Genomic DNA, 14,115 nt, shown 5'->3' with positions numbered 1-14,115 from the left:
GTGTGCCACCATGGCGCGTCTTGCCGCCGGATGCCACCATCCCGTCAATCCCTGGACGTCCCGCCACGCCGCGCCTCCGCCGTCTTGCGGATGACTTCGGCGATCTCCGGATTGCTGCTCGACAGCATCTGGAAGTCCTCCGCATAGAGCGACAGCAGCGAGACCTCCGTGGCTGCGCTGACGGTCGCCGAGCGCGGCTCGCCCGTGATCAGCGCCATTTCGCCGAAGAAGCTGCCGGGGCCGAGTTCGATGGGTGTCGGCGAAGGGGTCGTAATGCTGACGCGGCCCTCGACGATGAAGAACATCTGGTCGCCCGCCTCGCCCTTGCGGCAGATGATGGCACCCGCCGGAACCACCCGCGGGCGCAGTGCCCGCACGATCTCGACGAAGGCGGCCGAGCCGAGCTTCTGGAACAACGGCACGGCCGCAACCAGCTGCCAGTTGCGCACAAAATCCTGGCGGCGCACCTCCTCGAAGAAGCCGGTGGCAAGAATGCCGGCCCACAGCGCGAAGATGCCAATGCCGCACATCATGACGAGGCCCGCCAGCACCCGACCGGCAAAGCTCATCGGAATCTCGTCGCCATAGCCCGTGGTCGAAAGTGTCACCACCGCCCACCACATGGCCTGGGGAATGCTGCCGAACTTGTCCGGCTGGATATCGCGCTCGATGAGATAGGCAAAAAGCGATGCGCCGAAGAGAACGATGCCGAAGACCGAGGTGACACCGACGAGATTGGGTGCCGCCCGCGCCACCACCCGGCCAAGCAGCCGGAAGAAGGTGAAATGACGCAGCGGCTTCAACAGCCAGATACCGCAATAAAGGCTCTGGTCACGCGGGCCAGCGAGAAGAAATCCGGCAAGCGGAACCACGACGGCAAGCAGATCGATGATGAGTTCGGGCGTCCGCCCGCGATCGTCCTTCGCCCGCTGCCGGATCACCGTATCGGCCAGTTGCAGAACATAGATGGCCCAGATACCGGCAAGCACAAGCTCCAGCGACAGCTTGGCCGTCAGGCCAATATCCCGCGCCGTCAGCGCCGCGACCGTAATAAGCCCCGCCGCCGCCAACAGCCCGTTGAGCGGCGCGGAGATTTTCAGGAAAGGCCGTGCCGACATTCACTCCCCCAGCGACCCGCGCTCTCAGGCGATACCTCGGCCCGACATGCCAGCAGCGCAGTAACGCTTTGATCTTAAGCACAATTCCATCGATGAATCGACGCTTAATTAAGGGATGGTAGATTGACAGTGACGCGCGCTCTAGTAGCGCGTGTCGACCGGCCCTTCGTCGGCTGCCCGTTCGCGATCCTCCTGGTACTGTTCGGCCCCCTCGACCGGCCTTAGCCATGGCTCGCGCCGCTTGATCCAGAGCTCGTAGCTCGGCTTAAGCGAGGTCGGCGCGTCGGACAGGATACCGAGCTTGACCTCCGCCTCACGCGCATCGACCGAAAAAACCCGCGACCCGCAACCGGGACAGAAACACCGTCCCTGAAACTCCGACGTGTCGCCGGTACGTTCAAATTGATCCGCGGGCCAGATGCCATAGAAGGTGAAGGCCGAACCGCTTTCCTTCCGGCAATCCATGCAGTGGCAGATACCGACGCGCAGAGGTTCGCCACGAAGCGATACTTGCACCTGGCCGCAGAGGCATTTTCCCGAGAAGATCCTCATGTGTCTCATCCTGCTTCGCAACTGCTGGATCCGGAAAACGACAGAGGCGGGTGTTGGGTTCCCGCGGGGCGGTTCGGCTTCGATCTCACGCGGTCGCGCAAAAAATGCGCGCTATGCGGCGAGGTCTTTTTGGTCGGAACCTTTGTCCGTCCCATGGCTTCTGCAAATTGTAAACGGAGGAATCAAACCATGGCACATGCCGACGAACAGGAGATCATCGATCTCGAACAGGAATTCTGGCGAACCATCCTGGAGAAGGATACCGAGGCGTCCGTGGCCATGCTGCCCGAACGGTCGATCGTCGTGGGGGCGCAAGGGGCGGCCATTCTTACCCGCGATGACTATCGCAGGATGGCCGACCAGGCCGAAGGTTCCTGGAAGCTCAACGCGTTTCGCCTCGACGACGTCAGCGTCATCTTTCCGCGCGAGGACGTCGCCGTCATCGCCTACACGGTGACGGAAGAGATGGAAGTCGAGGGAGAGCCTTTGACGATAAAGGCGGCCGACGCCACCACCTGGATCCGCAAGGACGGTGGATGGCTGGCCTCCTTGCACACGGAATCGGTGCTCGGCGATCCCTTCGGCCGCGACCGCAAGGCGGCGTAGAGCACGCGATCGACCCATGTGCGGCGAGGCTATTTCAGCCTCGTCGCCAAGGCGGATTAAAGTGGCGGGAAAGCCGGCTAGGGCCAATCTCCGGCACGCGAACCCACACCGACAAACTGGCTGCCCCGCCGGTTCTTTTCGGTGTAGGATGCAATCATGAGTGACGCTCAGCCTCTCTTCGACATGCTGCGCCAAAACGTGCAGCCTGACATCGCCGGCGTATTGGAGCGATTTGTCCGGGAAGCGCCGGACCGCAAGCTCTGCCGCGTCAATGCGCTCGCCTTTGCCGCCGAGCATCGGCTCGACGAAGAAAAGGTCATCGCCGCCTTCCTGCATGCCTCACGCCTCGGGCTCTTCGAGCTGTCGTGGAATGTGCTCTGCCCCGGGTGCGGCGGTGTGCTTGACAGCAATACCTCGCTGAAGACCGTGCAGAGCGACACCTATACCTGCTCGCTCTGCGCCGCCGGCTATGAGCCGACGCTCGACGAGATGGTGGAAGTGACCTTCACCGTCAACCCGCGGGTACGCCACATCGAGGCCCACAACCCGCACGAGCTGCCGCCGCTCGAATATTTCCGCCAGGTCTACTGGGGCTCCGGCATAGATTTGCCCGAGGACGACTACGAGGCCCAGGTCGACGATTTCATGATCGAGGCGCTCGAACTGCCGCCCGGCGAAAAGGCGGTCATCTCGCTGCAGATGCCGGCGGAATTCATCATCGTCTTCGAGCCGGTGACCCATGCCGCGCAATTCATCGACGTCAAGGGCGAGCCGACCAAGGAGCGGCGGACGCTGTCGCTCGTCTTCGATCGCGGCCACCGGCACGACGAGGCGTTGACCATGCAGCCGGGTCCGCTGCGCATCCAGGTGGAAAACCATACGGATGTGCGCACCCTGCCCTCGGTCTGTATCGCCAATGACACCCTGCACGATATCCTCGGCCGCCGGCGTCCGTTCCTCACCGCCAAGCGGCTGCTTTCCAACCAGACCTTCCGCGATATCTACCGCACCGACACGATCGACGTAGACCAGCGGCTGAAGATCACCAGCCTCACCTTCCTCTTCTCGGATCTGCGCGGCTCCACCGAACTTTACGAGCGGGTCGGCGATCTCGCAGCCTTCGATCTGGTGAAGACCCATTTCAGCGCAGTCAACGAGATCGTTGCCGCCGAGGCGGGCGCCGTGGTCAAGACGATCGGCGACGCGGTCATGGCAACCTTCCCGACGCCAGACCGAGCGGTTGCGGCGGCCATGCGCATGCGCGAGGCGATGCGACAGCTCAACGAGGACCGGGGCTCCGAGGATCTGCTGTTGAAAATCGGCATCCACGAGGGGCCGTGCATCGCCGTCAACCTCAACGAGCGCCAGGATTATTTCGGCCAGACGGTCAACATCGCTTCGCGCGTCCAGCATCTCGCGAGTTCGCGCGAGATCTTCGCCACCAGCTCCGTGCTCGACGACCCGCGCACCTCCGGCCTGCTCAGCGACCGCGGCCTCAATCCGCAGTCGCACAATGTCGCTCTTCGCGGCATCACCAACGAGATCAGTATCTTCTCGATCCCGTGAACGGTCATGACCTGCTTGCGGCATGCAGCCGTCGCCCGCCGGCGGCGTCCATCCGCACCGCTTCCCAGCGACCGCGCAATTCCACCCCGTTTTTGAGGACACATGCAGCAGTGACGACCTGCTGCTTTTCGCGCTCGAAACGCGGGGAGCGCTGATGATATCGTGGCCGGGCGAATACCGGCGAGAAGTAATTTTTCCGCCATGGTCGATTCCGCAGAGGCTCAAGCGTCTATGTGGTCGGATGGCTGCGATGGGCGTGGCCATCATTCCCGGGAGGCATGACGATGCAATATGCGTTGCTGATCTATGAAGACGAAGCAATCTATGGCCCTGACAAGGCAGGGCCGGCCATGGAGGAGATCGTCAGTTGCCATATGGCGTTCAACAGGGAACTCGGTTCGGCCCGCATCGGCGGCGCCGGATTGAAGGGCACGGTGAGCGCGACGACCATTCGCACGAAGAACGGCGCAAAGAGCGTCCATGACGGACCCTATGCCGAGGCGAAGGAGCAACTGGGCGGGTTCTACTTGATCGAGGCACCGGACCTCGATGCGGCGATCGCCATTGCCCGAAAGGTTCCCGTGCTGCAGGACGGCGCGATCGAGATCGGCCCGCTGCTGGGCGGCGCGTGAGCGCGGACCTGCTGGCGGCGGCGGTCAGGCAGGCAGGCGGGCGCATCGTCGCCGCGCTCGCCGCCCGCTATCGCGATCTCGATCTCGCCGAGGAGGCCTTCGCCGAAGCCTGCGCGCGTGCCGCAGGGGCCTGGAGCCGCGAGGAACCGCCCCGCGATGCCGCCGCCTGGCTCTACCGGACCGCAGAGCGCTGTGCGCTCGACTGGCTGCGACGCCGGCAGGTACGGCAACGGTTGCGGCCGGACCCGCCGCCACCGACGCCGACCGTGGAGGACGAGATGTCGGACGATGCCAGCCTCATTCCCGACGAGCGCCTGCGGCTCATCTTCGTCTGCTGTCACCCGGCCGTGGCGCCCGAGGCGCGCGCCGCGTTGACGCTGCGGCTTGTCTGCGGGCTTTCGACCCTGGAGATCGCCGAGGCGTTCCTGCTGACGGAAGCAACGCTCGCCCAGCGGCTCGTGCGCGCCAAACGCAAGATCGCCGAAGCCGGAGTGCCCTTCGAAATTCCGGGCCCGGATGCCTGGCCTGAGCGTCTCGAAGCGGTCCTGTCGACAATTGAAATCGCCTACTCCAAAGCCCATGAGGATGCCGCCGGCGCTGGCCCACATGCCGCCTATGCCGAGGAGATGCTGGGCGCGACACGGGTGCTGGCCGAACTGCTGCCGCGCGAGCCGGAAGTGCTCGCGCTCGCCGCAACGGTCCGCTATGCCGAAGCGCGCCGGCCGGCACGGCTTGACGACGGCGGCGTGATGGTGCCGCTTGCCGAACAGGATCCGCGCTTCTTTGACCGGGCGCGGATTGCCGAGGCGGAAGCTTACCTGCATCAGGCCGCCCGCTTGAACCCGGCCGGCCCACGCGCACTTCATGCCGCCATCCACAGCGCCTGGTGCGCGAGGTGCAGCCTGGAAGAACCGGCGCCCTGGCCGGCCGTGTTGCGCCTCTACGACGCGCTGCTGACGCTTGGCGACGATCCCGTGGTGCGGCTCAACCGGGCAGTGGCCCTCAACGAGGTCATGGGCGCGGCTGCGGCGCTTGCCGAGATCGAAGCGCTAAACGGCGCTGGACTCGCAGCCTTTCGCCCCTACCACGCCGTCCGTGCCGCGCTCCTTACTAAGGTGGGAAGGAAGGTGGAGGCGCGCGATGCCTATCGGCGCCTGCTCGCGCTCGCCCCGCCGTCGGCCGAGCGATTGTGGCTGGAGAAATGTCTGGCGACGCTCGAGCATTGAGCCGGAGGGCGAAGCGTCAACGACGCAGCGGCGTGGCAGCCTGCTCAAAGACCGCGGCCTCAATCCGCAGTCGCACAATGTGGCTCTGCGCGGCATCACCAACGAGATCAGCATCTTCTCGATCCCGTAAGCTCGCCCGGCGCCTCCGCGGACCGACCCGCAGCCAAGGTACAAAACGCCTCTCTTCCGGGCTTGCGCCATCTGAAGAAATCAGACCACCGGCGGTATCAGCGTCAGCACGTCGCCGTCATCAGGGATCACCAGCTTCGTCAAGGGGATGCCATGGGCATCGGTGGCTGCCCTGAGCTCCCTTCGGCTGACCGTCGCGTGATCCAGCGCCTCCATATGCGTTGCAATGACGGTGCTGTTTTTCGCCATCTCGCAGACCTTGATCGTCTGCTCGGCATCCATGACGATGAGATCGCCATTCCACTTCGCTCCGCAGGAATGGGTGACGATGATGTCAGGCTTCGTTTCGCGGATCGTCTTCTCGATTGCTGGATAGAAGACCGTGTCGCCGGCCCAGTAGACCGTCGGCTCGCCCTTCGCCTCAAGGCTGAAGCCGATGACAGGCCCCATGTCCTGGACGACCGGACCGAGCCCATGGCTGCCGTCACGCCGGGTCAGCGTCAGCCCCTGCCAGCTGGCCTTGTCGGAAAGCGGCGTCACGTCGCGAAAGCCGGCGGCGCGGATCGCCTCCTCGTCGCCCGGCTGGCAGAGGATCGGCAGCCCCTTCGGCACCCGCTCCTTGGCGGTGTCGTCGAAGTGATCCTCATGCAGATGCGAGATGATGACGAGTTCGACACCGGCCAGGATGGTGTCGATATCGACCGGCAGCTCGACCGTCGGATTGGGCGAGCGCCCGGCAAAGGACGGCAGGCTGTCTTTCGGCCCGAGAAAGGGATCGATGAGCACGGTATGGCCGGCATAGTCGAGCTTGAGCGTGGCGTTGCGGATAAGCTGGAGTTTCATGGGGAGTCCTCCCTTGCCGGAAAGCGGTGACGGATGTCGCCGTGATCCTTGCTGAGGCGGCGGTAAAATCAAGAGCCGAAATTTGCCCTCTGCCACGCCGCCAAAAGGCGCGCGACGGCTTTCGGCCGGCGGACCTGAGACGCTCCAGCTAACGCCGCAGCGCCCGGATCGCCGCTTGCCACACGCAGCCTCACCGCCAGCCGCAATCCCACGGCTGGCCCCTTGCCGCCCGGTAACAGGCGAAGGCACGACCGCAGGAGTGCGTGGCGGCTATCGTCGTCCTGCCGCGGCCAGAGCCGCGGGAAAACATCTGCCGGAAGGCGACGTCCGCATTGTCGGGGCAGCCGGCAAAGCTCTTCTTTTTCAGCTCGGCCGGCGGGCTGATCGCTCGCGTGCCGGTGCTCTTCGCCGGTGTCTTGGCGGTGCCCTGGGTCGCGCTCGGCTCGGGCAGTTTGGCCTCGCGCCGGATCGTCACGCAACGGCCGTCTTTTGCCTCCTGGTTTCGCGCGCAGGCAAGCGGGCAGATCCGCGCCTTCTCGGCCTTCAGGCGCTCGAGCACGTCGCTGGAAGGTTCGAGCGTTGCGAGTTCAGCCTTGCTGTGCCTGGCAAATGCCTCCAGCGCCTTGCGGCTGCCGGCGCCCCACAGCCCATCCTCGCTGCCGGCCCGACAGCCGAGCCGGTTCAGCTGCTGCTGGATCGATCGGGTCAAGGCGCGATCGTCGGTACCCGCTGCGGCTGCGGCCGGATCAACGGCCGCCACGGCCTGGCCGGCGGGCACGTCGGTAACGCCCTCCGTTGCCGGGGCGGAGACCCGCTCGATGATGCGGATCTTGGCCTTCGCCAGGGATGCGAAAGCACCATCGGGATATTGCTGCAGATAGGCGTCGAACAGATCGCGCTCCGTCCCATCCTTGATCGTTTCCCAATAGGCAAGCTCAGCAGTCTGGTCCGTCGCCGGCTCCCTGACCGACGCCGGTTGGCCGCCATCGGCAGGCTTCAGCACCACCTCGCCGGTCAGCGAGGAATTGTCCCAGGGCACCTGCTTGCCGCCGGTTGCCGCAAGAACGTCGCGGCGCACCTCGATCAGCTCGCGGGTGATGTCGCGTCCCGGCTGGCCGAGATGCTTGAGCAGCGCCGATGTAAAGGGCGAGTTTCGCCCGCTGCCGTCGAGCGCGACATTGCCGGGCTGGGTGGCAAAGGCGATCAGCGTGCCGATGCCGGTGCCGACCTTGGCAAGTCCGCGGCCGACCGAGGCCGATCGGGTGCCCATGGAGCGGGCGAGATTGACCGCGAGCGGATTGTCGCGACAGGCATCAAGCAGCACGACATTGACCCTGGTGCTGCGCTCCATCGCCGACAGGATCAGGTTCATCGGCACCGCCTCGAAATCGAGATCGACATGGGAGGCGAGCTTGGCGTCGACAGGGGCAAGATAATTTTCGCCGTCCACCTGAAGACCATGGCCGGCATAGTAGAAAAGCGCCAGATCGGCGCCATCGAGACGGTCGACGAAATCGCGCAATACGCGCCGCACGCCCGAGAGGTCGAGATCCACACCGGTCACCACCTCGAAGCCGAGCCCTTCGAGCTTGGCCGCCATGTCGGCAGCGTCATTGCCGGGATTGGGCAACGCCGCCACATGCTGATAGGCGGAATTGCCGATGACCAGCGCCACGCGCTTCTCGGCAAACGCTTGCGTGGCGCAAAACACCAATAGGACGGCCAAGGCGATGCGAAGGAATGGCATGGTTCCCCTCCCGCAATGCGCGAACGACCGTGGCGAGCAACGTCGGCCGAACAGCCGAGCGTGCTACCGGGCATGGGTCGTGTCAATGCGCTTCGATGGGATGGCAAAGGCATTCGCCGGGGCCACCCCGTCTCTCGTCGTATTGACGGGCGGGAGTGCCGGTTCATTCGCCATCCAATGGGATTGGCGCGCCGTGATTAGCTGTGGGCGCCAATGCATTCCGCTCTCAAGTGGAAACATTGAGAGCGGAAAACTGCTCTCGACTTCAAGAGCCAGAGCGTCTTTGTGCGTTCGTCTGAAACTGCTGCGCTATAGAGCGTCCGAGTGGAATCACTTGAAGCGGAAAGATGCTCTACGATCAAAGTACTAGAGCGTCCTTTGCGCGTTCGTCTGAACGCACGGCGCTCTAGGGGCGCGGAAGAGTCCGCGCCCTTCAGTGGCTGGTTTCCGGTTACTTCACCACGACATTGCCGTTGACGATCTCGACATTCTCGTCGCCCTGCAGGCCGATGCGGTCGCCGCTCGGCGCCGTCACGAAACAGCCGCTCGGGCAGATCATCTCCGTGGCGCCTGCGGCGATCGCCACTTCCATGCGGCTTTCGCCCTCGACGACGACCAGGACGGCGGTCTCGCTGTCCTTGTTCGTGACCGTCGCGGCACTGGCCGCGCCTGCCATAGGCACGTAGGCCACCAGTACGCCGGAAAGCAAAGCAATCACAGATTTCTTCATTGCCCATCGGCGCGCGAAGCGCCGCCCTCTCGCCGAGCCGGCCGCCCCGTCGGTTTCGCGACGCTGCGCCGGCCACCTCTTCAGCCGATGACAACGTAATCGGTCACCAGAAGAATTGCATGCTTTTTATGGCACGCCGGCTGAATAGCGGCTGAACGCTCCGTTTATCAGCGGTTCGGGTTTGCGCGGCGGCTGGCGGTTCGGCGACTGCCCGTTTCTTCTGCCTCGCGTTCCTCGTTGAGCGGCGCTGCGGAAGCAGCCGGTTTGCCTGAAGCCGTCGCCTTGGCCGACGCTCTTGCCTCGGCGGAGGTGGCGCCCTTCGGTTCGCCCACCTCTTCCGGGTGGTGGCTTTCGATGCCGGTCTGGTCCTCGACCGGCACGTCCTCGATCTTGACCGGGAACGGCTCGCCGATCCGCTCGTCGCGGAAACGCTCGTAGATCGACACGCGCAGGTCGTTGCGCACGCCGCCGCCGGTCAAGACGTCGGCGACGTAAATCCGGAGCTCGAAGGTCATGCGCTCGTCGCCAAAGGCGGTAAAACCGACGGTCGGCGAAGGGTTTTTCAAGACCATCGGATGGGCGGCGGCGATCTCGGACAGCAGTTCCATGATCCGGCGCGGATCGCTGGCATAGGTGACGGTGACGGCGATCTCGGAGCGGCCGAGCTTGTTGCGGTGCGTCCAGTTGCCGACCGAGGCGTTGATCAGCAGCGAGTTCGGCATCATGATCGACTGATGCTGGAAGGTCTCGATCTCGGTCGCGCGTACCGAGATGCGCTTGACGAAGCCTTCCGTCGTACCACTGACGATCCAGTCGCCCACCTTGAACGGCCGCTCGACGAGCAGGATCAGACCCGACACGAAATTCGAAACGATGTTCTGCAGACCGAAACCGACGCCGAGCGAGAGAGCACCGGCGACGAGCGCGAGGTTCGAGAGATCGATGCCCGCTGCCGAGAGGCCGATGAGGCACGCAAGGCCGACGCCGGTATAGCCGATGCCGGTGCGGATCGAGTTGCGCACGCCGGCATCGACCCGGCTTCTCGCCATGATGTTGCCGTCGATCCAGCGCTGCACGAAGCGGGTGACCGCAAAACCGAGCGCGAAGAACAGGACGCCCGCGAGGATGCCGACCAGCGAGATGGTGATCGAGCCGATCCTGATCTCGGTCACCATCCGGTAGGCCCAGGACTCGATGTCGGCGACCTGGAAGCCCCACTGCAAGAGGATCAGCGGGATGAAGACCATCACGACCAGGGCATAGATGCTGAGGCCCGCGGCAAGACCGATCTGGTCGAGCGCCACCTGTTCCAGATTGTAGCGGCGCTCGAGATAGCGCCCGGCCGCCGTCTCGGCAAACGCACCCTGCTTGGCCACGGCCCGGCCGGTGAGAATGCCGATATACATCGTCACCAGGATCGCGCCGGTGATGATGATCTGCGTGGCGATGAAGCGGGCGAGACCGACATAGCCGGAGACGGCCGCAATGATCAGCAAGGCCCCGGTCGCAAGCAGCGCGAACGACACCAGCCGCGGCCAGGCGCGGCCATGAGCATCGAAGGACTCGTCCTTTCTGAGCGTCGGCTTGATCCAGGCCGACGCCATGATGATGAGCCCGATGACGATGGAGGCGATGTAGCTCTTGACGACGGTCAGCACCACCGGCGAGCCGAGCGCCTCGCTGACGCCGCCGAACAGGTAATCAAGACCGTTGACCAGCGCCATGGCGAAGATCGCGATCATCAGCATCCTGGCGCCGCGATCGGAAACCCTGACGAGCCGCCAGCGCGCATCGCGCGGCGACAACACCGCCTGGGCGAGCCTTGTCACGAAGAACACCACCACCGCCACCCCCAGCGTAATGGCAATGATCGGTGCGATGTCGGAGCGCAGCACGTTGAAGCCGCGCAGGAACAGGAAGCTTGAAATCGCGAAGGCGGCCGAGGCGATCGTCGGGATCAGCGTGGACCAGAAGGCGACCGACAGGCGGCGGAAGTAGCTCGGTTCCTCATCGGTAATGTCATGCTGGATCAGCGGGCGAAAGAGCCTGCGGCTGCCGGCAAGGAACACGAGCGCCGCCAGCAGCGACAGGAACAGCGCCGTCAAAAGCGGCACGCGCTTGTAGTTCCAGGCAAAACTCAGCCAGCTCCCGACACTGCGCGAGAGCACGCGGGTTTCGTCCGCCGTCGCCGTCAGAGCGTCGTCGAACATGCCGGTCGAGACTTCGGTGTTCTTCAGCAGCGTGTTGGAAAACAGCGCCCGCCTTGTCGCGGTAATGGTGTTGGAAAGCTTCGTCGCCTGGATCGAAAGACCCTCGGCCTCGCCGGTGAGCGCGTTGATGGCGCCGCGCTCGGCCATCAGCCGTTTGCGCTCTGCGGTCACGATGTCGGCTTCGGGCGGCTGTCCCTCGGCCGGCGGATCGCCGAGTTCGGTGAGCCGCCCCTTGATTTCGTCGAGGCGCGGCCGGGTCGAGACCGACACGCCGATGATTTGCTTGGCGAGCGCGTCGACCTGAACCTTGAGGTCGGCAAGCACGATGTCGTCGTCCTTGGCCTTGTCGACGAGGTCCGTCAGCCGCTTGAGATCCTCGGCGGCCTTGGAAAGCTGATCGGCCGCCTGGCTCTGGGCCGGCGGCGTGGCATCCTCCGGAACCGCCTCGCCGGCCGGCGGGGTTGCCGTCTGCGCCGGCTGAACCGCCGTCGCGGCCGGCTGGGTGGCAGCGCCGGGTGTCGCGCCGCCGGGTGCCGCGCCTTTGTCAGCGGGCTGCGCACCATCCTGCGCGGGTGCCGCCGCCTTGCCGGCTGGTTGCGTTGCGGTCTGGGCCGGCTGAGCCGGCGTCGCCTTCTGCTCTGGCTGAGTTGCGCTCTGGGTCGTACCTTGTGCCGGTTGCGTCGTGCCTTGCGCCATGACCGGGCCGGCGGCGGCAAGCGCCAGCAGGCAGACGAGAATGGCAGGCAATTTTCCGACAGAACGCAATTTCATGATCCTTGCAGGTTGAGACCATGGTGCGGAATCGCGTCAGTGGTCGTCACAATGCGGTGTGAATACGAAAGACGGCGGAAAGATGCAAAAGACGCCGCCAATTGCGCTCCAGCGCCGGATTTTTCGTCAGAAGCCGGCGCCGGGCTGTGCCAGATAGGCAAGCTCGGCGTCTGTCGAGACGCGGGCCAGGAGCGCATTTCGGTGCGGGAAGCGGCCGAATTGTTCGATCACCTCGCGGTGGCGGATGGCATAGTCGAGATAGTCGGCATCGCCGAGTTCGGTGAAAAGCTTCACCGACATGGTCTGGTCGGTCAGGTTTTCCGAATGCTCGAACGGCAGATAGACGAAGGCGCGCGCTTCCGGCTTGATCGCCATGTCGGCACCGATGCCGACGGCAAGCTTCGCCTCGTGCAGTGCCAGGCAATCGGTCGCGAAGGCAAGCGGCGTGCCGCGATACATGTTGCGCGGCATCTGGTCGAGCAGGATGATCGCCGCCAGCCGGTTCTCCGGCGTTGCGCGCCAGATCTCGCTGACCCCGCGGGCAAGCGCCAGGTGCGATGCCTGGAAACGACGAATGCAGGCCTTATCCAGTTCGCCGCTCATCGTGAACCAGTCGTCATAGGTGAGCTCGCCGAACCAGAAGCTCAAAACGTCATCCGGCGTGCAGATTTCAACTTCGTTCGTCATTTGCTCCCTCGCACCGCTCTTCTGCCGGTCCTGCCCCTTTCGAGGCCTGATCGGGCAGCCATGCATGCGCTACAGCGCCGCGCGTCTTATCAGACGCGCAATGGTCGCTGTAGCACTTTGATTTTCTGCATGTCTTTGTCCTTAAATCGAGTTCGATTCAAGGAGACATGCGCTAAGACATAGGCGCGGACCGGCCCATTTCCATGCATGCCCAATGTCGATGCACGCCTTACGCGCGCCGCGTGAGGATGGCAACAAAGGCGATGCCGCCGACAATGCCGGTAACGACGCCGATCGGCATGTCCTCCGGCGCCATGATGACGCGGGCCACGAGGTCGGCCATGATCAGCGTCAAGGCGCCAAAGAAGGCCGAAAACGGGATGACCCGGACATTGTCGCTGCCGGCAAAGAGCCGCACGAAATGCGGCACCATCAGCCCGACGAAGCCGATCGCTCCGGAAAAGGCCACCATGACCCCGGTCAGGAGCGCGGTGACGACGAAGAGCGTCAGACGGAAGCGGCGCACGGGAATGCCGAGCGTCATCGCCGTCTCGTCGCCCATGGCAAGCGCGTTGATTTCCCGCGATCGGACGACCAGCCAGCCGAGCGAGACTGACAGCACGAGCGCCGGATAGATGAGATGCGGCCATTGCGCGAGACCCAGGCCGCCGAGCATCCAGAAGATCACCGTGTGCGTCGCCCGCGGATCCCCCAGGAAGATCATGAGATTGCCGATCGACGTCAGCACGAAGGCGACGGCGACGCCGGCAAGCACCAGGCGATCGGCACTGGTGCCTAGAGCGCGGGAAACGAAAGCGACCAGCACGGTTGCCAGCAGCGCGCCGCCAAAGGCAAAGAGCGGCACCGTGAGAAGACCGAGGATCATTCCGGTGTGGAGCAGTGCGACGATCGCCCCGAGCGCGCCGCCCGAGGAGACGCCGAGCAGATGCGGATCGGCAAGCGGATTGCGCGTGACCGATTGCAGCACGGCGCCTGTCAGCGCCAATCCGGCGCCGACAAGCCCCGCCAGCATGACCCGCGGCAGGCGCACGTCCCAGACGATGCTTTCGCGCCCCGCCGACCAGAAGGCCTCGACGCTGCCGGGCGCGAGCTTGCTTGCGACGATCGACCAGACGGTGGTGACCGGGATCGGCGCCGAGCCGAGCGACACGCCCGCGGTCACGGTCAGGAGAAGCAGCAGCAACGCCGCAAACACCCCGACCCCGCCGCGGATCACCCGAACGGGAACAACCCGCGAAACGGCAGCGGGACCAGGCGACGTATCCTCAGCCAGCATC

General features: G+C 64.7%; 12 protein-coding genes. 4 read left to right on the top strand and 8 right to left on the bottom strand.

The features are described 5' to 3' along the window. Positions 1-44: 44 nt before the first annotated feature. Together ASE60_RS25180 and ASE60_RS25175 are read right to left on the bottom strand one after the other, a co-directional pair. Positions 45-1,118: a cyclic nucleotide-gated ion channel gene (locus tag ASE60_RS25180; RefSeq protein WP_057254054.1), complete on the bottom strand. Its 1,074-nt coding sequence runs from the start codon at positions 1,116-1,118 to the stop codon at positions 45-47. Positions 1,119-1,259: 141 nt separating this feature from the next. Beyond that, positions 1,260-1,670 (bottom strand): GFA family protein, encoded by a 411-nt coding sequence (locus ASE60_RS25175; RefSeq protein WP_057254052.1) that lies wholly within the window; start codon positions 1,668-1,670, stop codon positions 1,260-1,262. A 189-nt stretch (positions 1,671-1,859) separates the two neighbouring features. Here ASE60_RS25175 and ASE60_RS25170 point away from each other — a divergent pair, with 189 nt between their 5' ends. The 4 genes from ASE60_RS25170 (at position 1,860) to ASE60_RS25155 (ending at position 5,700) form a co-directional block, all read left to right on the top strand. Further along, positions 1,860-2,276, top strand: coding sequence for a nuclear transport factor 2 family protein (locus ASE60_RS25170; RefSeq protein ID WP_057254051.1), 417 nt, complete (start codon positions 1,860-1,862; stop codon positions 2,274-2,276). Between the two features lie 156 nt (positions 2,277-2,432). Then, on the top strand, positions 2,433-3,842 hold the full coding sequence (locus tag ASE60_RS25165; RefSeq protein ID WP_057254049.1) for an adenylate/guanylate cyclase domain-containing protein: 1,410 nt from the start codon (positions 2,433-2,435) through the stop codon (positions 3,840-3,842). 284 nt (positions 3,843-4,126) lie between these two features. Beyond that, positions 4,127-4,474: a YciI family protein gene (locus tag ASE60_RS25160; protein WP_057254047.1), complete on the top strand. Its 348-nt coding sequence runs from the start codon at positions 4,127-4,129 to the stop codon at positions 4,472-4,474. Beyond that, complete coding sequence (locus ASE60_RS25155; protein ID WP_082616068.1) at positions 4,471-5,700, top strand: sigma-70 family RNA polymerase sigma factor; 1,230 nt, start codon at positions 4,471-4,473, stop codon at positions 5,698-5,700. Before ASE60_RS25160 ends, ASE60_RS25155 begins: the two co-directional genes overlap by 4 nt. A gap of 210 nt (positions 5,701-5,910) precedes the next feature. On the opposite strand, the gene ASE60_RS25150 is transcribed toward ASE60_RS25155, so the two are convergent. The 6 genes from ASE60_RS25150 to ASE60_RS25125 form a co-directional block, all read right to left on the bottom strand. Beyond that, positions 5,911-6,672 (bottom strand): MBL fold metallo-hydrolase, encoded by a 762-nt coding sequence (locus ASE60_RS25150; protein ID WP_057254045.1) that lies wholly within the window; start codon positions 6,670-6,672, stop codon positions 5,911-5,913. 190 nt (positions 6,673-6,862) lie between these two features. Continuing rightward, a complete protein-coding gene (locus tag ASE60_RS25145; protein ID WP_057254043.1) occupies positions 6,863-8,419 on the bottom strand; it encodes a caspase family protein in 1,557 nt (518 codons plus the stop codon). A 451-nt stretch (positions 8,420-8,870) separates the two neighbouring features. Continuing rightward, positions 8,871-9,149, bottom strand: a complete 279-nt coding sequence (locus tag ASE60_RS25140) for a hypothetical protein (protein ID WP_057254041.1) — start codon at positions 9,147-9,149, stop codon at positions 8,871-8,873. 167 nt (positions 9,150-9,316) lie between these two features. Continuing rightward, positions 9,317-12,055 carry a mechanosensitive ion channel domain-containing protein gene (locus tag ASE60_RS25135; protein WP_082616118.1) on the bottom strand — a complete coding sequence of 913 codons (2,739 nt, stop codon included), beginning with the start codon at positions 12,053-12,055 and terminating at the stop codon, positions 9,317-9,319. A 201-nt stretch (positions 12,056-12,256) separates the two neighbouring features. Next, positions 12,257-12,817, bottom strand: coding sequence for a DUF924 family protein (locus tag ASE60_RS25130; protein ID WP_057254039.1), 561 nt, complete (start codon positions 12,815-12,817; stop codon positions 12,257-12,259). 229 nt (positions 12,818-13,046) lie between these two features. Next, complete coding sequence (locus ASE60_RS25125) at positions 13,047-14,114, bottom strand: iron ABC transporter permease (RefSeq protein WP_082616066.1); 1,068 nt, start codon at positions 14,112-14,114, stop codon at positions 13,047-13,049. Position 14,115: the final 1 nt, after the last annotated feature.

Origin of the sequence: Ensifer sp. Root278, from assembly GCF_001429285.1 — a bacterium.
In the GTDB taxonomy this organism is placed as follows: Bacteria; Pseudomonadota; Alphaproteobacteria; order Rhizobiales; family Rhizobiaceae; genus Ensifer.
This window is presented reverse-complemented; position numbering and strand designations above follow the sequence as displayed.